Source organism: Corynebacterium sp. 13CS0277 (assembly GCF_002994655.1).
Taxonomy (GTDB): Bacteria; Actinomycetota; Actinomycetes; order Mycobacteriales; family Mycobacteriaceae; genus Corynebacterium.
Window position 1 is genome coordinate 1 of record NZ_PPDL01000018.1, and the last position, 18,156, is coordinate 18,156.

Consider the following 18,156-nt stretch of genomic DNA (forward strand, 5'->3'; position numbering starts at 1 on the left):
TGGAGTGGTGGAGGTTAGGTGTTTTGGGTGGTGTTCGAATGTTGGGTGGGCATGTCAGGGTTGTTCGTGCTGGTCATGCTGTGAAAATCGGGGGTTCCAGACACACTTTCTGTCGTTTAACCCCGTTTCGCGTCTTCGGGGCCGGGGCGGGCGCGGTGTTGTGGCTGCATGCGATTGGATTCGGCAGGTGCGTGCGTGATAGCCTGGTCGCTTGTGCGCTGCGAAGCAAACGCGGTGCGCGCCCATATGTTTATCCCCGGTGGCTCGCGCAGGCGGGCATCCGGCAGGTGGCGGTGCAAGGCCCACATCGAGCCTTTCCGTCACCGACAACGAGGAAGTAGGTAATTCGATGCCTCCGAAGAAGAAGGTCTCTGGCCTCATCAAGCTCCAGATCCAGGCTGGTCAGGCAAACCCGGCTCCGCCGGTCGGCCCGGCCCTGGGCGCCCACGGCGTCAACATCATGGAGTTCTGCAAGGCCTACAACGCTGCGACTGAGAACCAGCGCGGCAACGTGGTCCCGGTTGAGATCACCGTCTATGAAGATCGCTCCTTCGACTTCAAGCTGAAGACCCCGCCGGCAGCGAAGCTGCTGCTGAAGGCCGCTGGTCTGCAGAAGGGCTCCGGCGTTCCCCACACCCAGAAGGTCGGCAAGGTCACCATGGCTCAGGTCAAGGAGATCGCCGAGACCAAGAAGGAAGACCTCAACGCCAACGACATCGAGGCTGCTGCCAAGATCATCGCCGGCACCGCCCGCTCCATGGGCATCGAGGTCGAGGGCTAACCCCAGCCCTTTCCCGTGGTAGGGCCAGCTCCGGCCCGCATCCACCACAATCCCACACCGCTGACACATCCGTGAGGACATTTTCATGAGCAAGCACTCTAAGGCCTACCGCGCCGCCGCCGAGAAGATCGACGCCGGCCGCCTGTACACCCCGCTCGAGGCTGCGAAGCTGGTCAAGGAGACCAGCTCCAAGAACTTCGACGCCACCGTTGACGTTGCGGTCCGCCTCGGCGTTGACCCCCGCAAGGCTGACCAGCTGGTCCGCGGCACCGTCTCCCTGCCGAACGGCACCGGTAAGACCGTCCGCGTCATCGTCTTCGCCGCCGGCGAGAAGGCCACCGAGGCCGAGGCTGCTGGCGCCGACATGGTTGGCTCCGAGGACCTGATCGAGAAGATCCAGGGCGGCTGGACCGATTTCGACGCTGCGATCGCTACCCCGGACCAGATGGCCAAGGTTGGTCGCGTGGCCCGCGTCTTGGGCCCCCGTGGCCTCATGCCGAACCCGAAGACCGGCACCGTCACCACCGACGTGGCGAAGGCTGTCGCCGACATCAAGGGCGGCAAGATCTCCTTCCGCGTCGACAAGGCCTCCAACCTGCACGCCATCCTCGGCAAGGCCTCCTTCACCGCTGAGCAGCTCGCCGAGAACTACGGCGCTCTCATCGATGAGCTCATGCGTCTCAAGCCCTCCTCCGCGAAGGGCGCATACCTGAAGAAGATCACCATGGCCTCCACCTCCGGCCCGGGCGTCCCCGTTGACCCGTCCGTGCTGAAGAACTTCGCTGGCTAAGTCTTCACCCGCTGATGACCCCCACGCACCCAGTGCGCTGGGGGTTTTCGCATGCTCGGGGCCGGGGCGGATTCAGTTGATGGTTCCACCGCGCAGAACTGAACGACCTATCCGTGAGCATGACGACGAGGCACGTGGGCGCTGGGTTGCGTTCGCGCCCAGGGGAGGGAAAGACCGCAAAGGGGGAAGAGGGGAAGGAGAGAAACAAGGGGATGGGGTGTGAAGGGGAGCAGGGGAGGAGCGCCACAAAGAATGCGTGGCTGTCCCGCGGGCACGTGCACACACGCGCACACATGTGGGCCGCACGGTCATACCGGGCGTGGCTAGGGTGGATGGCATGCGTATCGCGATCATTTCCCCAAGCTTTGCGGCGCCTGGGGCGTTCACCGAATTACATGAACAAGCGCTGCGGCGCATGCGGGGACTGGGGTGGGAGCCCGTGGAATACCCCACGACCCGTGAGGTGGGCGCCAGCCCTGCCGACCGCGCCCGCGACGTCACGGCGGCGCTGTCGGATCCGAGCATCGATGCAGTCTTGGCAAGCATCGGAGGCACGGATCAGATCCTGGTGATCACACAGATGACTGCGTCCCAGTGGGAGCAGATCGCCGACCGGCGGCCTCTGTTCTTCGGGTATTCGGACAATACGCACCTCCACAACGAGCTGTTTCGGCGGGGGATCCCCAGTGTGTACGGGGGTTCGACTCAGGTGCACCTCGCACCGGGGTCGGGTATTGACCCGCTGCACTTGGCGTCTCTACAGGCGGCACTCGCAGGTTCGGACTACCAGATGCAGCGTCCCGGTTGGTACGCGGACTTTGGCGTGAACTGGGAAACCCCGGAGGCGCTCACCCAGGACCCTGCCCACCTGCTTGCACCCGATTGGCAGTTCCGAGGCGGGCAGGACGCCGTGACAGCTGCCACGTGGGGTGGGTGCCTCGAGGTGATTGCCGACATTGCCGTCGCCGGACGACTACCCGCACACATCGACGGCCATATCCTGTTGCTAGAGGCATCAGAGGAGTGCACCGAACCATGGCGGCACCGGCGGCTCCTCCGGGCCCTCGGTGAGCGCGGGTACCTGAGTCATGTGGCCGGCGTCGTGGTGGCGCTGCCGCCGGGAGCAAACCTTGAGGGGAAGACCGTCGACGTCGAGGAATTCAATGAAGCCGTTGAAAGCGCCCTGCACGCCGCGTGCCCGGAAGTGCCGCGCGTCTATGGGGTGCCCTTCGGTCACACCCTGCCCCAGCAGGTCGTGCCATACGGTGGTGCCATGTCGATCGACCCCCGCGCCGGCAGCATCACCTGCCACTTCGGGACAGTCCACACGCGCGCCCGGTAGCACCAGCACATGTGGCCCCGTGCCGCACTGGGATCATTCATCTACCCCCTCAGGGCCGGCTTCCCGCGCGTCGAGCGCGCTCGGCGCCCGGCGGCTCGCGACGTGATCCTGCCCGCAGGGCACGGGTTCGACTTGTGCGCACGGTAAAGCTGCTGTAGGGTTTCGCAGGAACTTGAAAAAAGCGGGCCCACGAGCCCGCAGCTTGAAAAGTTTCACCGAAGACCGTCGGTCAGCGCACTCAAGGTGCGCTCGAAGGAATCCACCACCATGGATCGGCCCACGCAGGAGGACTTGGAAGCTTATCTCCTCAATGAGGATATTCGCGCCCTGTGCTCTTGCACGGGGCTTTTGCTTTGCGCGAAGGCCCCGGCGGAAACGTTTAATCGTACATTGAGGAAGGAGGCGAAGTAATGGCAAACGCTAAGAACACCGCTGCAGTCGCAGAGCTCAAGAAGCGCTTCGATGAGTCCAACTCCATCGTGCTGACCGAGTACCGCGGCCTCACCGTTGCTCAGACCACTGAGCTGCGTCGCGCGCTTGGCGCTGATGTCCAGTACTCCGTCGCCAAGAACACCATGATCAAGCTGGCTTTGGCTGAAGCCGGCGTTGAAGGTCTTGATGATCTCCTGACCGGCCCGACCGCTGTTGCCTTCATCCAGGGCGAAGCTGTCGACGCTGCGAAGGCGCTGAAGAAGTTCGGCAAGGAGAACAAGGCATTCGTGGTCAAGGGTGGCTACATGGACGGCAACGCCCTGAGCGCCGCTCAGGTTGATGCCATCGCCGAGCTGGACAACCGCGAGACCACTCTCGCGAAGCTGGCTGGTGCCATGAAGGGCAACTTGGCAAAGGCTGCTGGCCTGTTCAACGCTCCCGCTTCTCAGGTTGCACGCCTCGGCGCTGCACTGCAGGAGAAGAAGGAAGCGTAAATCGCACTCCGCGATTTCACCCCCATTTCACTTCGCGGTCTGCTGACGCAGGCCACACACAAACGAAAGGACTGCCATCATGGCTAAGTTCACCAACGATGAGCTCATCGAAGCTTTCAAGGAAATGACCCTCATCGAGCTCTCCGAGTTCGTCAAGCTCTTCGAGGAGACCTTCGAGGTCACCGCTGCTGCTCCGGTCGCCGTTGCCGCTGCTGGCGCTGGCGCTGGCGCTGGCGAGGCTGCCGCTGAGGAGAAGTCCGACTTCGACGTCATCCTCGAGGATGCCGGCGCTAAGAAGATCGGCGTCATCAAGGCTGTCCGCGAGATCGTCTCCGGCCTGGGCCTGAAGGAAGCCAAGGAGCTCGTCGAGGGCGCACCCAAGGCTATCCTCGAGGGCGCTTCCAAGGAGGACGCTGAGGCTGCCAAGACCAAGCTCGAGGAAGCTGGCGCAAAGGTCACCCTCAAGTAAGTCTTTCGACTTCGCCGGAAATCACCCCCACTCCCACTCGGGAGCTGGGGGTTTTCCCATTCCCGGGGGATGGCGTGCGGGGTTGTGTGTTAGCGTGGCGGCACGAGCGCCAGCCCGCCACCCCACCATCATCACCGCCATTCGGTCACAAGACTCTGTTATCTGGGGTGCGCGGGCTTATCCTGCAAACGATGAGGAGACGCCCATGTTCGGCTATACGCCATCCAGCGGGGACCACGATTTCTTCCCGCCCAACAGCAGCACTGTTCCCGCCGAGGGGTTGTTGCGCACCAAGGCCCGCTACTATCAGCTCGCCGTGTGGTCGGGGATCGCCGGCGGGCACGAGATTTTCCTCGGGAATCGGGGGAAGGGTTTCGGCTTGCTCGGGCTGCTGGCCTTCAGTGTGACTGCCGCGGGTCTGGGGATCGCGATGAGTATCGGGTGGTTCGCCTTCGTGCCGTTGATTGCGTCCTTCGCTCTGTGGTTGACGACGATCATGACGGCCGCGCGGGCGGACGAGAATGAGCCCCCGTTTGGCACGATGTGTCCGCGGGCGGACGTGGTGCTGTTGTACCGCATGTTTGCGTGGAATGGCTCGATGTGGGGCCACGAGTTCTGGGGCCGCACCACCCCGCCGCCCAACGCACACTCGTAGGCGGGGCGTGAGCTGTACGGTGCTGCCATGAAGGTGGCACTGTCAGCGGGGGCGCGGGGCGAACAAGCGCGAGGCATGGCGGCCACTATGATCCTCGGGGGTCCCGCGCCCGGGGGATAGGGCGCCATGCAGCGGGGAATTCCTTTGCCCGGTGGGTTCGCCCGGCAGGGTGAACAGGGTGCTGCAGTTGGGCTGACCTTCTTTTCTCCCCTTAGGATGAGGAGCGGAAAAAGACCACGTCCATCTGTCGCTTTTACAATCCATAAAGGATTCGTCATGAGACGTGTTTCCCTCGTCGCGGTGCTCGCGACGCTCGCGCTTGCCCTTGGGCAAGTTTTCGCCCCCGGGGTGGCCCCTGTCGCGCAGGCGGGGCACCGCTGCGGAATTTTGATCCCCGGCAATCAATGGCTTCAAGGCCAAGGTGTCGACGTTCGCGACAACTGTGTCCCTGGCGGCTACAACTTCACCGACCTCGACGTCCAGTGTGTCGAACTGCCTCAGCAGCGTCTGTACAAGAAATTCGGCTGGCCGGCTGTGTACGCTGCTGACGGCGGCGCAGCAACGATTCCTGAAGGTTCCCCCGGCTTGGAGCGGAAGCTTCCCGGGAGTGGGTATGTGCCCGTTCCCGGCGATCTGATTATCGAGAACAAAGGCCCTGGCAATGGCGGCTACGGGCACGTCGCCGTGGTCGACCGAGTCGAGGGCAATACGATCTGGGCCGTTGAGCAAAATGCAAGCGCCACGGGGTGGCACCGCTACCAGTACAACAATTCTGACTACAAGGGCGCGTACACGTCCGTGCGGATGATCTTGCACGCTCCGCAAAACCACTTCACGAACCCGTCTGGTCCGGCCCCGCAGCCGAAGAACCACGATCCGAAGGGCAACTTCGATTCCGCGGCCCACGTGGGCGACGGCAAGATTCAGGTCAAGGGGTGGACCTACGATTCGGATACCCCGAACGATGACCTCGAGGTCGAGGTGTTCATCGGTGGCGACTGGCAGGAGGCAGGCCGCGAAGGCCCGCACATCATCAAGGCTTTCCGCCCCTACCCGGGGAAGTGGACTGCTGGCTTCGACGAGACGATCCGCACCTCCCGCATCGGCGATCAGAAGGTGTGCCTCCACGCGCGGAACCGGGGCCCGGGGCAGAACCTGCAGATGGGCTGCAAGACGGTCCATATTGGTGGCGCGAACGCCACGGGCGGTTTCAACTCGGTGGAATCGGTTGAGCCCGGCACCGTGAAGGTGTGGGGCTGGGCGCATGACGATGACGATCGCAACACTCCCACCCCGGTGGATGTCTTCATTGGTGGCGAATGGAATGATCCCGCCGCAGAGAAGCACACGATCCGGGCCGACAAGGTCACTCCCGCCGGTGTGCGGGACATGTTCCTTGACACGCTGACGACCGCGAAGCGCGGGGAGCAGCGGGTGTGCTTGCACGCGATCAATACCGGCCCCGGCCAGAACCACGCCCTGGGCTGCCGCACGGTCAGCATCATGAAGGGCGACCCTGCCGTGGAGGACCTCAGCGTTAGCGCCAAGGGCAAGACGATCACGATCGACGGCCGGGCGTACAACGTGGAGGACACCACCGCGCCGGTGTATCTCACGATGCAGGTTGATGGCGGTACGGAGAACCTCTACGGGGTGACGCCTCCCGCAGGCGTGGGCCCCGGCGGTGCGGTGGATTTCAGCAGTTCCGCTGAGAGCACCCTCACCGGCGAGCACGAGGTGTGCGTCTACGCCAGCAACACTGCCCAGCGGCTCGGCACGAAGGTGGGGTGCGCCACGGTGATCCTGGGTAGTGCGGGTGGCAGCACCCCGGCACGCCCGGCGACGCCGACTGCGAAACCGACCAAGCCCTCCAAGCCCACGAAACCGGCCAAGCCCGCGAAGCCATCAAAGAAGCCGACGACCTCGCGCCCGGCGCAGCCGACCAAGCAGCCGGCCCCGGCGCCTGATCCCGGTGGGGAGAACTCCGGTTCCTCCGATGGTCTCGCCTGGATCTTGGTGGTCCTGGCCGTGATTGTGGGCGGCGGTTTCGCTGCGATGCAGCACCTGCCCGGCATGCCGCGGATCTAGCGCCACCCAGGCTGGGGCACGGCGCGCAGTCGTGTGCCGTGTGTCCTTTCTCTTCTTCTCTTTCTCTCTTCGTTTCTCTTCTCACTGTGTTTTGTCGTCTCTGACGCTCTGACGTCTGTGACGCTGAAGTTTCTCTAGGGTTTCTCTTCTTCCCACCCCGGGCGTGGGGTGGTGGCCGGCTGCGGCTGGCTGTGGACGCCCCCACCGGTGCTTTGCCGGTGGGGGTTTCTGCGTGGGGCGGGTGGTTTACGATTGAGGGCATGCTGCCTCGTTCCCGCCTGTTGTCCATCGCGCTGGTTGGCCTGGGTGCCATCGTGCTGAGCGTGGGGCTCGTGTTACCGATCTGGTTCCCGGCCTCTGACGCTTTGCCGCGCAGTATCTCTGGGTGGACGGTGCGGGTCACGGACCCGCAGGCCCGGGTGGGCCAAGAGGTCGTGCCGGTGACCCAGCAGCTGCACGTGGATCTGCAGCCCAGCGGCGCGGATGACGTGTTGGTGCGGGTGGGGCGGACCGTCATGCGGGATACACCTGGCGTGCCCGATGGGGAGCGCCTGGTGGATGCGCAGGTGGTGTCGTACCGCATGGATCGCGCCAGTGGGGAGGCCCTGGGCTCGGCAACGTGGTCGACGGTGCTGGCCACCCCGCCCCGCCAGGAAGGCATGGGTGGGGTGTGGTTGAAGTTCCCCGCCGATACCCACGCGCAGGAGTATGGCGTCTTTGACGAGGTGACCCGCAAGGCGGTGTTGGCGAAGCCGGTGGGGGAGGACACCCTGGACGGGCGCACGGTGCTGCGGTTCCAGCAGACGGTGCCGGACACCATCATTGTGGAGCCCGAGTCGGATGAACCGACGAGTGGCCTGGGGCCGCGCCCGGAGGTGGCGCTCAACGCGGCGGGGGATCCTGCCGCCGAAGCGGATGCGCAGGGCCTGCCGGTGGAGCACTACCAGGCGCAGCGGGAAATCTTCGTGGAGCCCGCCACCGGCATCATCATCAACGAGAAGGTGCGGAGCCACCGCTGGATGGAGTTCCCGGACGGCTCCAAGCAGACGGTGCTGGCCTTCCAGGGGGAGTTCCCGGAGTCCACCCGCGAGGAGATGTGGCAGCTGGTGGAGATGTTCCCGAATATCCACGCCCGGGCCCTCGTGGCGACGGTGCTGCAGTGGCTCGGCGGGCTGCTCCTCGTCGTCGGCGCGGTGACCGTGTTTGTGGGGGTGCGGCGCCCGCGGGCTGTTCGCCCCTAGCGACCGGGGCGCGTGTGCGCGCAGGGGCCCGGCTGTGGGCCCCGTGGTCGCAAAAGGTGCTGTGACCTGGCTGTTGTGTCGAGATCTTCGCGGGCTTAGCACAGTGCATAGCATGAGTGGGGCGCGCCACGCCAAAAAAGACTGGACACGGCAGGGGAAGACGTGTAGTTTTAAACGTTGCGCTGGAATCTCTTGACCCCGGTGCACACCATACGTTTCTTCTGCTGCCACCTTCGGGTCCACGCGATGAACACCCGCTTGACGCGTCTTTCTCCTCACGCCCCCGGTGTGAGAAGAGGGGTCGACGCCGGGCAGTGTGTGTCGCCCATGCCCGATTCACCATACACGCCCGGTCCGCCGGGCCGCATCGTTGTTCCCCTCAACCGTGGGGACGGCGCTGCATGTGGGGGTGCGGCGCCGCTGGCGGCGTCCGCGTTATTCAAGCCCCGGGGTGGGGGTGACAGTTGAGGGGGCTGCGGACGCAGTCGTTGCCGTGTGGTGTGTGGCGAGGGCAATTCAGGGGAGCACGTTTTACGTCAGCCGAACACGCAAAGCAGAAAAAACTTAGCGGACCCGGTGATCATATGGTGGATCATCGACCGCGTGAGGTGCTGGAAGGACGCATCTTGGCAGTCTCCCGCCTACCGAAGTCCCAGTCCGATATCCCCGGGGCTCCTGAACGTTATTCGTTCGCGAAAATTACCGAACCGATCGAGGTGCCGGGTCTTCTTGACCTGCAGCTCGACTCTTTTGCATGGCTGGTTGGCACGCCCGAGTGGCGTGCCCGCCTGCAGGAGGACACCGGTTCCACCGGCCCCGTGACCAGTGGTCTGGAGGACATCCTCGCTGAGCTGTCCCCGATCCAGGACTACTCGGGCAACATGTCCCTGTCGCTGTCTGAGCCTCGTTTCGAAGAGGTGAAGAACACCATTGATGAGTGCAAAGACAAGGACATCAACTACTCCGCGCCGCTGTATGTGACGGCGGAGTTCATCAACAATGAGACCAAGGAGATTAAGTCCCAGACGGTCTTCATTGGTGACTTCCCGATGATGACGGACAAGGGCACCTTCATCATCAACGGCACCGAGCGTGTCGTGGTCTCCCAGCTGGTCCGTTCCCCGGGCGTCTACTTCGACGAGACGATCGACAAGTCCACGGAGCGCCCGCTGCACTCCGTGAAGGTCATCCCCTCCCGTGGTGCGTGGCTGGAGTTCGACGTGGACAAGCGCGACACCGTCGGTGTGCGCATTGACCGCAAGCGTCGCCAGCCGGTGACGGTCCTGCTGAAGGCCCTGGGCTGGACGACGGAGCAGATTCAGGAGCGTTTCGGCTTCTCTGAGCTCATGATGTCGACCCTGGAAAACGACGGTGTGTCCAACACCGACGAAGCGCTGCTGGAGATTTACCGCAAGCAGCGTCCGGGCGAGCAGCCGACCCGCGACCTGGCGCTCAGCCTGCTGGAGAACTCTTTCTTCCGGGCGAAGCGCTACGACCTGGCGAAGGTGGGCCGCTACAAGGTCAACCGCAAGCTGGGCCTGGGTGGCGACCACGAGGGCCTGATGACCCTCACCGAGGAAGACATCGCCACCACCATCGAGTACCTGGTGCGCCTCCACGCCGGCGAGCAGACGATGATTTCGCCTGCCGGCATTGAGATTCCGGTGGAGACCGACGACATCGACCACTTCGGTAACCGTCGTCTGCGCACCGTCGGTGAGCTCATCCAGAACCAGGTGCGTGTGGGCCTGTCCCGCATGGAGCGCGTCGTCCGCGAGCGCATGACCACCCAGGACGCGGAGTCCATCACTCCGACCTCCCTGATTAACGTGCGCCCGGTGTCTGCGGCGATCCGCGAATTCTTCGGTACCTCGCAGCTGTCGCAGTTCATGGACCAGAACAACTCCCTGTCGGGCTTGACGCACAAGCGTCGTCTCTCCGCGCTGGGCCCGGGTGGTCTGTCGCGTGAGCGCGCCGGCATTGAGGTGCGCGACGTGCACCCGTCCCACTACGGCCGTATGTGCCCGATTGAGACTCCTGAGGGTCCGAACATTGGTCTGATTGGTTCGCTGTCGTCCTACGCCCGCGTCAACCCCTTCGGCTTCATCGAGACCCCCTACCGCAAGGTGGAAAACGGCCGCATCACCGACCAGGTGGATTACCTGACCGCTGATGAGGAGGACCGTTTCGTCGTCGCGCAGGCGAACACGCCGCACGACAAGGACGGCAACATCACCGAGGAGCGCGTGGTCGTGCGCGTCAAGGGCGGCAACATTGAGGTTGTCGGCCCGCAGGACATCGAGTACATGGATGTCTCCCCGCGCCAGATGGTGTCGGTGGCGACCGCCATGATTCCGTTCCTCGAGCACGACGACGCCAACCGTGCCCTCATGGGTGCGAACATGCAGCGTCAGGCCGTGCCGCTGGTGCGTTCCGAGGCTCCGCTGGTGGGTACCGGCATGGAGCTGCGCGCCGCCTACGATGCCGGCGACCTCGTGATCGCCTCCAAGGCTGGTGTGGTGGAGAACGTCTCCGCCGACTACATCACCGTCATGGCGGACGATGGCACCCGCGAGACCTACATGCTGCGCAAGTTCCAGCGCACCAACCAGGGCACCTGCTACAACCAGAAGCCCCTGGTGGAGATCGGCCAGCGGGTCGAGGCCGGCCAGGTCATCGCCGATGGCCCCGGCACCGACAACGGTGAGATGGCGCTGGGCCGCAACCTGCTCGTGGCGTTCATGCCGTGGGAAGGCCACAACTACGAGGACGCGATCATCCTCAACCAGCGCCTCGTGGAGGAGGACATCCTCACCTCCATTCACATCGAGGAGCACGAGATCGATGCCCGCGACACCAAGCTCGGTGCCGAGGAAATCACCCGTGAGATCCCGAACGTGAGCGAGGACGTGCTCAAGGACCTCGACGAGCGCGGCATCGTCCGCATCGGCGCCGACGTCCGCGACGGCGACATCCTCGTCGGTAAGGTCACCCCGAAGGGCGAGACTGAGCTCACCCCGGAGGAGCGCCTGCTGCGCGCCATCTTCGGTGAGAAGGCCCGCGAGGTGCGCGACACCTCCATGAAGGTGCCCCACGGTGAAACCGGCAAGGTGATCTCCGTGCGTCGTTTCTCCCGCGAGGACGACGACGATCTCGCCCCCGGCGTCAACGAGATGATCCGCGTCTACGTGGCCCAGAAGCGCAAGATCCAGGACGGCGACAAGCTCGCCGGCCGCCACGGCAACAAGGGTGTCGTCGGCAAGATCCTGCCCGCCGAGGACATGCCGTTCCTCCCGGACGGCACCCCCGTCGACGTTATCCTCAACACCCACGGTGTGCCGCGTCGTATGAACATCGGCCAGGTGCTGGAAGTGCACCTGGGCTGGCTGGCTGCCGCCGGTTGGACGGTGGATACCACCAACCCGGACAACGCCAAGCTGCTGGAGACCCTGCCGGAGGACCTCTACGAGGTGCCCGCAGGTTCCCTCACCGCCACCCCGGTGTTCGACGGTGCCTCCAACGAGGAGCTCGCCGGCCTGCTGGCGAACTCCAACCCGAACCGCGACGGCGAGGTCCTCGTCGACGCCAACGGCAAGGCCCAGCTCATGGACGGCCGCTCCGGCGAGCCCTTCCCCTACCCGGTGTCTGTCGGCTACATGTACCTGCTGAAGCTGCACCACCTGGTCGACGAGAAGATCCACGCCCGCTCCACCGGCCCCTACTCCATGATCACCCAGCAGCCGCTGGGCGGTAAGGCCCAGTTCGGTGGCCAGCGCTTCGGTGAGATGGAGGTGTGGGCCATGCAGGCCTACGGCGCCGCCTACACCCTGCAGGAGCTGCTCACCATCAAGTCCGATGACGTGGTGGGCCGCGTGAAGGTCTACGAGGCCATCGTCAAGGGCGAGAACATCCCGGACCCGGGTATCCCGGAGTCCTTCAAGGTGCTGCTGAAGGAGCTGCAGTCCCTGTGCCTCAACGTGGAGGTCCTCTCCGCCGACGGCACCCCGATGGAACTGGGCTCCAGCGACGACGACGAGTTCGACCAGGCCGGTGCCTCCCTTGGCATCAACCTGAGCCGCGACGAGCGTTCGGACGCCGACACTGCGTAAGTCATAGACGCAGCCGAATACAACACATTCACATTTTTGAAGGAAAGGGCTGTTTAAGCAGTGCTCGACGTCAACTACTTTGACGAGCTCCGCATTGGGCTCGCCACGGCCGACGACATCCGTCGCTGGTCCAAGGGCGAGGTCAAGAAGCCGGAGACCATTAACTACCGCACCCTGAAGCCGGAGAAGGACGGCCTGTTCTGCGAGCGGATCTTTGGTCCGACCCGCGACTGGGAGTGCGCCTGCGGCAAGTACAAGCGCGTCCGCTACAAGGGCATCATCTGTGAGCGGTGTGGCGTGGAAGTTACCAAGTCGAAGGTGCGCCGTGAGCGGATGGGCCACATTGAGCTCGCCGCCCCGGTCACCCACATCTGGTACTTCAAGGGCGTGCCCTCTCGCCTGGGCTACCTGCTGGATCTTGCGCCGAAGGACCTGGAGCGCATCATCTACTTCGCCGCGAACATCATCACCAGCGTCGATGAGCAGGCCCGCCACGCGGACCTGAGCACCCTCGAGGCTGAGATGCTCATGGAGAAGAAGGACGTGGAGGCCGAGGCCGACAGCGATATCGCCGAGCGGGCGAAGAAGCTGGAGGAGGACCTCGCCGAGCTCGAGGCCGCCGGTGCGAAGGCTGACGCGCGCCGCAAGGTGCAGAACGCCGCCGACAAGGAAATGACCCACATCCGCGAGCGCGCCGAGCGCGAAATCGCCCGCCTGGATGAAATCTGGGACACCTTCGTCAAGCTGGCCCCGAAGCAGATGATCGTCGACGAGTCGCTCTACACCGAGCTCGTCGACCGCTACGAGGACTACTTCACCGGCGGCATGGGCGCCGAGGCCATCCAGAAGCTCATCCGTGGCTTCGACCTGGATGCCGAGGCGGAAGAGCTGCGCACCATCATCAACGAGGGCAAGGGCCAGAAGAAGATGCGTGCCCTCAAGCGCCTCAAGGTGGTGGCCGCATTCCAGCGTTCCGGTAACGATCCGGCCGGCATGGTGCTCGACTGCATCCCGGTCATTCCCCCGGAGCTGCGCCCCATGGTGCAGCTCGACGGTGGCCGCTTCGCGACCTCCGACTTGAACGACCTGTACCGTCGCGTCATCAACCGCAACAACCGCCTCAAGCGCATGATCGACCTCGGCGCCCCCGAGATCATCGTGAACAACGAGAAGCGCATGCTGCAGGAGTCGGTGGACGCCCTGTTCGACAACGGCCGTCGTGGCCGCCCCGTCACGGGCCCGGGCAACCGCCCGCTGAAGTCCCTGTCGGACCTGCTCAAGGGTAAGCAGGGTCGTTTCCGCCAGAACCTGCTCGGTAAGCGTGTCGACTACTCGGGCCGTTCCGTGATTATCGTCGGCCCGCAGCTGCGCCTGCACGAGTGCGGCCTGCCGAAGCTCATGGCGCTGGAGCTGTTCAAGCCCTTCGTCATGAAGCGTCTCGTGGAGCGCGGCTACGCGCAGAACATCAAGAGCGCCAAGCGCATGGTGGAGCGTCAGCGCTCCGAGGTGTGGGACGTCCTCGAAGAGGCCATCGCCCAGCACCCGGTGATGCTCAACCGTGCCCCCACCCTGCACCGCCTGGGCATCCAGGCCTTCGAGCCGGTGCTCGTCGAGGGTAAGGCCATCCAGCTGCACCCGCTGGCCTGTGAGGCGTTCAACGCCGACTTCGACGGTGACCAGATGGCAGTCCACCTGCCGCTGTCCGCCGAAGCGCAGGCCGAGGCGCGCATCCTCATGCTCGCGTCGAACAACATCCTGTCCCCGGCGTCCGGTAAGCCGCTGGCGATGCCGCGTCTGGACATGGTGACCGGCCTGTACTTCCTCACCCTTGAGAAGAAGCTGGACGAGTTCGGCGGCCAGGGCGCCTACCAGCCCGCCACCGACGAGCACCCCGCCACCGGCGTGTACTCCTCTGTCGCCGAGGCCATCATGGCCTACGACCGGGGCGTGCTCGGCCTGCAGGCACCGATCAAGGTCCGCATCTCGCACCTGCGTCCCCCGGCTGACGTGGAGAAGGAATTCTTCCCCGACGGCTGGAAGCAGGGCGACGTGTGGCTGGCGCACACCACCCTGGGCCGGGTGAAGTTCAACGAGCTGCTGCCGTGGAACTACCCCTACCTGGAGGGTGTCATGGTTCGTAAGGGCGGCGGCACCGACAAGATCATGCTCGGCGACGTCATTAACGACCTGGCGGCCCGCTACCCGATGATCACCGTCGCGCAGACGATGGACAAGATGAAGGACGCCGGTTTCTACTGGGCAACCCGCTCCGGCGTGACCATCACCATGTCCGACGTGCTCGTGCTTCCGAACAAGGAAGAGATCCTCGACCGCTACGAGGCCGAGGCGCGCGAGATTGAGCGGAAGTACTGGCAGCAGGGCGCACTGACCCCGCGTGAGCGCTACGACCGCCTCGTGGAGCTGTGGAAGGACGCCACCGACACCGTCGGTAAGGCCGTGGAGGACCTGTACCCGGACGACAACCCGATTCCGATGATCGTGAAGTCGGGTGCGGCCGGTAACATGCGTCAGATCTGGACCCTGGCCGGCATGAAGGGCATGGTCGTGAACTCGAAGGGTGAGTACATCACCCGCCCGATCAAGACCTCCTTCCGTGAGGGCCTGACGGTGCTCGAGTACTTCAACAACTCCCACGGTTCCCGTAAGGGCCTGGCGGATACCGCACTGCGTACCGCGGACTCCGGCTACCTGACGCGTCGTCTCGTCGACGTCGCCCAGGACGTCATCGTCCGCGAAGAGGACTGTGGCACCCGCCAGGGCATCGACTGCCGCGTGGCTGTCGCCACCGAGCCGGGCAAGTGGGTCCGCGACTCCCTCGTCGAGACCTCCGTGGCGGGCCGCGTGCTCGCCAAGGACGCCATCGGCGCGGACGGCGAGGTTGTGCTGCCGGCCGGTACTGAGCTCGGCGAGCTCGACATCGACCTTCTCGTGGAGCACGGTGTGGAGACCGCGAAGCTGCGCTCGGTGCTCACCTGCCAGACCCCGACCGGTGTGTGCGCGAAGTGCTACGGCCGCTCCATGGCCTCCGGCAAGCTCGTCGACATCGGCGAAGCCGTCGGCATCGTCGCCGCCCAGTCCATTGGTGAGCCCGGTACCCAGCTGACGATGCGTACCTTCCACCAGGGTGGTGTCGGTGGCGACATCACCGGCGGTCTGCCGCGTGTCCAGGAACTGTTCGAGGCCCGCGTGCCGAAGAACAAGGCGCCGATTGCTTCCGTCGACGGCACCATCCACCTGGAGGACGAGGGCAACTTCTACACCCTGACCATCACCCCCGACGACGGTGGCGATGACGTGGTGTACGAGAAGCTGTCCAAGCGCCAGGGCCTGGCCTACATCAAGGCACCGATGGAGTCGAACCCGAACGCCACCATCGAGCGCGAGCTGCAGGACGGCGACCACGTCACCGTCGGCGAGCGTCTCCTGCGCGGCCCGGCCGACCCCCACGACGTGCTCGACATCCTCGGCCGCCGTGGTGTGGAGCAGCACCTCATCGACGAGGTGCAGGCCGTGTACCGCGCCCAGGGTGTGGCGATCCACGACAAGCACATCGAGATCATCATCCGTCAGATGCTGCGCCGCGGCACCGTGATCGAGTCCGGCACCACCGAGTTCCTCCCCGGCACCCTGGTGGACCTCGCGGAGGCGAAGATCGCCAACCGCGAAGCCGTGCAGAACGGCGGCCAGCCCGCCGAGCTCCGCAACGAGATCATGGGTATCACCAAGGCGTCGCTGGCGACCGAGTCGTGGCTGTCGGCGGCCTCCTTCCAGGAGACCACCCGCGTGCTCACCGACGCGGCGATCAACAAGCGCTCCGACAAGCTCATCGGCCTGAAGGAGAACGTCATCATCGGTAAGCTCATCCCGGCCGGTACCGGTATCTCCCGTTACCGGAACATCCAGGTCAAGCCGACCGAGGCTGCGCGTTCCGCCGCGATCTCCATCCCGACGTACGTGGACTCCATCTACCAGGACGACACCTACACCGGCCCGGCCGTGGCACTGGACGACTACAGCTAAAGCGCAAGCGCCAGCGCGGGCGCTAGCAGGCTGTGCGGCAGCCGGCTAGCCCCGCCGCCGCGCGGCTTGTCAACCGCTAACCCGAAACCTCGGCCATCTCCCGCACCAGGGAGGTGGCCGAGGTTTTTGCGTGCGTGTGGACCGGCTCGGCACGGCCGGCGCCGGCCTGTATGCCCCGCCCGGCGGCACCGTGTACACAAGGCGTCACGGACCGTCACCCCGGCAGCGGCGCAATTTCTTGTACGCTCGGCGGTATGAAGAGGCTGATAGTTGCGATGTTGAGCGCTCTCGGCGTGTGTGCGCCGTATCTCGCCTTGAACCCTGTGGCTACAGCAGTGGACACTGTTGCCGCAGAGAAAGTATACGAGGGCAACACGCTAAACACCGTGGTCCATGGTTCCCCGTGGACCGAACTTCCCTACGATAGCGAGGTTCTCCCGGACACTGAGGCGACCCGTATGTTGGCGGCAACAGCATCGCGGTCTGCTCAGGGCTGTAGGGTTATCGCACCCACCCCCCACGAACTTTGTGGTGCGATCCTGGCCAAATACGACAGCGTCGGGTTGATCAAATGGTTCGGTTTGCCGACCTCGGGGATGATCGTGAATCCCGACGGCGTTGGTATGCGCGTCCATTTTGAACGCGCTAGCATTTACTGGCATCCGCATGTTGGCACGGCCATCGTCCTGCCGGAGGCGATGGAAGCATGGGGTCGATCAGGTTACGAGGCCGGGCCTTTGGGGTATCCCGTCGCGGACGCGTTCGTCGTTGGGCCGAATCCCGGTGTGAAGCAGTTGTTCGCTAACGGCACCATGTATGGCAACCTCACGGGTGTCCATGTGGTCCGCGGCCGCATTCTTGATAAATATAACGAGTATGGGGCAGACCAAGGCAAACTCGGCTTCCCGGTGTCCGACGAGTTGGGGGTGCCTGACGGAATTGGGCGCTTCAACAGGTTCCAGGGTGGGATGGTGTATTGGACGCCACGAACCGATGCGCACCCCATCTTTGGCAAGATTCTCGATGTCTGGTCGTCTCAAGGATATGAAACGAGTTCTTATGGATATCCCATAGAGGATCCAGAAGATCGCGGCTTGTTCATCCTGAATCAAAAATTCGAGCGGGGCGAGCTCTCGGGCCTGGACAACTGGTTGGCGCCGTTAATTTACGACCCGACACTTGAGGTGCCCGAGGATCAGCTGGGCAGGGAGATCACCGTACCGTTTGGTGGTGGCTACCGCAGCGAGCTTGATCCCGGCAGTATTGACTGTGGCGGTACCTTTGGTGCGCCGCACCAATCGTCCCGTGCACTGAAGGCTGGGCGCCATGAGATCCATGCTCAGGGTAGGAACTTCTGTGATCCCTTCCCGAATTCGGAAGTTATGCTCGACGCCATTTTGCGAAAAAAGATAGGGTTTTTGCGCTGGTCTGATTTAGAAAATATTGGTAAGACTAATTTGCCAACCCGGAAAGTTGGGGCCACTAGCGCCAAGCCAAATAAAGCCGTCTTGGTGTCGACGTGCACCCCGGGCGAAAGGGCTGAGTATCGTGCTTTCTGGGGTAGCAGTGCCATAATTAACGGGCAGCCTGCCTTTGTTCTTAAGCCGGTCGTTGTCACGGGGCAGAAGAATGTGTACTGCGCGCCGGATGTCAGCAAGTATGAAGGGGCCGTTCAGTGATACGTCGCGCGATCGCCGGGCTGCTTATGTCAGCC

At 64.1% G+C, this 18,156-nt stretch carries 11 protein-coding genes; all 11 read left to right on the top strand.

Translation table 11 applies throughout. The features are described from left to right. The first annotated feature begins 349 nt into the window (after positions 1–349). Positions 350–781 carry a 50S ribosomal protein L11 gene (gene rplK, locus C1Y63_RS08625; RefSeq protein ID WP_075728239.1) on the top strand — a complete coding sequence of 144 codons (432 nt, stop codon included), beginning with the start codon at positions 350–352 and terminating at the stop codon, positions 779–781. A gap of 85 nt (positions 782–866) precedes the next feature. Then, positions 867–1,571: a 50S ribosomal protein L1 gene (gene rplA, locus C1Y63_RS08630; protein ID WP_106016056.1), complete on the top strand. Its 705-nt coding sequence runs from the start codon at positions 867–869 to the stop codon at positions 1,569–1,571. A gap of 337 nt (positions 1,572–1,908) precedes the next feature. Further along, on the top strand, positions 1,909–2,913 hold the full coding sequence (locus C1Y63_RS08635; protein WP_106016057.1) for an LD-carboxypeptidase: 1,005 nt from the start codon (positions 1,909–1,911) through the stop codon (positions 2,911–2,913). Between the two features lie 410 nt (positions 2,914–3,323). After that, a complete protein-coding gene (rplJ, locus tag C1Y63_RS08640; RefSeq protein WP_106016058.1) occupies positions 3,324–3,839 on the top strand; it encodes a 50S ribosomal protein L10 in 516 nt (171 codons plus the stop codon). A 79-nt stretch (positions 3,840–3,918) separates the two neighbouring features. Then, positions 3,919–4,308, top strand: a complete 390-nt coding sequence (rplL, locus tag C1Y63_RS08645; protein ID WP_106016059.1) for a 50S ribosomal protein L7/L12 — start codon at positions 3,919–3,921, stop codon at positions 4,306–4,308. Between the two features lie 205 nt (positions 4,309–4,513). Next, on the top strand, positions 4,514–4,963 hold the full coding sequence (locus tag C1Y63_RS08650; protein ID WP_106016060.1) for a hypothetical protein: 450 nt from the start codon (positions 4,514–4,516) through the stop codon (positions 4,961–4,963). Positions 4,964–5,239: 276 nt separating this feature from the next. Further along, positions 5,240–7,051, top strand: a complete 1,812-nt coding sequence (locus C1Y63_RS08655; protein ID WP_158256127.1) for a CHAP domain-containing protein — start codon at positions 5,240–5,242, stop codon at positions 7,049–7,051. Positions 7,052–7,311: 260 nt separating this feature from the next. Further along, complete coding sequence (locus C1Y63_RS08660; RefSeq protein WP_106016062.1) at positions 7,312–8,292, top strand: DUF3068 domain-containing protein; 981 nt, start codon at positions 7,312–7,314, stop codon at positions 8,290–8,292. Positions 8,293–8,900: 608 nt separating this feature from the next. Next, positions 8,901–12,401, top strand: a complete 3,501-nt coding sequence (locus C1Y63_RS08665; RefSeq protein ID WP_199189093.1) for a DNA-directed RNA polymerase subunit beta — start codon at positions 8,901–8,903, stop codon at positions 12,399–12,401. Positions 12,402–12,461: 60 nt separating this feature from the next. Beyond that, positions 12,462–16,442 carry a DNA-directed RNA polymerase subunit beta' gene (locus tag C1Y63_RS08670; protein ID WP_106016064.1) on the top strand — a complete coding sequence of 1,327 codons (3,981 nt, stop codon included), beginning with the start codon at positions 12,462–12,464 and terminating at the stop codon, positions 16,440–16,442. 323 nt (positions 16,443–16,765) lie between these two features. Continuing rightward, positions 16,766–18,121 carry an LGFP repeat-containing protein gene (locus tag C1Y63_RS08675; protein WP_158256128.1) on the top strand — a complete coding sequence of 452 codons (1,356 nt, stop codon included), beginning with the start codon at positions 16,766–16,768 and terminating at the stop codon, positions 18,119–18,121. Positions 18,122–18,156: the final 35 nt, after the last annotated feature.

Excerpts from the sequence above, each read along its gene's own strand:
- rplK (WP_075728239.1), top strand. The coding sequence starts at position 350 with ATGCCTCCGAAGAAGAAGGTCTCTGGCCTCATCAAGCTCCAGATCCAG.
- rplA (WP_106016056.1), top strand. The coding sequence starts at position 867 with ATGAGCAAGCACTCTAAGGCCTACCGCGCCGCCGCCGAGAAGATCGAC.
- C1Y63_RS08635 (WP_106016057.1), top strand. The coding sequence starts at position 1,909 with ATGCGTATCGCGATCATTTCCCCAAGCTTTGCGGCGCCTGGGGCGTTC.
- rplJ (WP_106016058.1), top strand. The coding sequence starts at position 3,324 with ATGGCAAACGCTAAGAACACCGCTGCAGTCGCAGAGCTCAAGAAGCGC.
- rplL (WP_106016059.1), top strand. The coding sequence starts at position 3,919 with ATGGCTAAGTTCACCAACGATGAGCTCATCGAAGCTTTCAAGGAAATG.
- C1Y63_RS08650 (WP_106016060.1), top strand. The coding sequence starts at position 4,514 with ATGTTCGGCTATACGCCATCCAGCGGGGACCACGATTTCTTCCCGCCC.
- C1Y63_RS08655 (WP_158256127.1), top strand. The coding sequence starts at position 5,240 with ATGAGACGTGTTTCCCTCGTCGCGGTGCTCGCGACGCTCGCGCTTGCC.
- C1Y63_RS08660 (WP_106016062.1), top strand. The coding sequence starts at position 7,312 with ATGCTGCCTCGTTCCCGCCTGTTGTCCATCGCGCTGGTTGGCCTGGGT.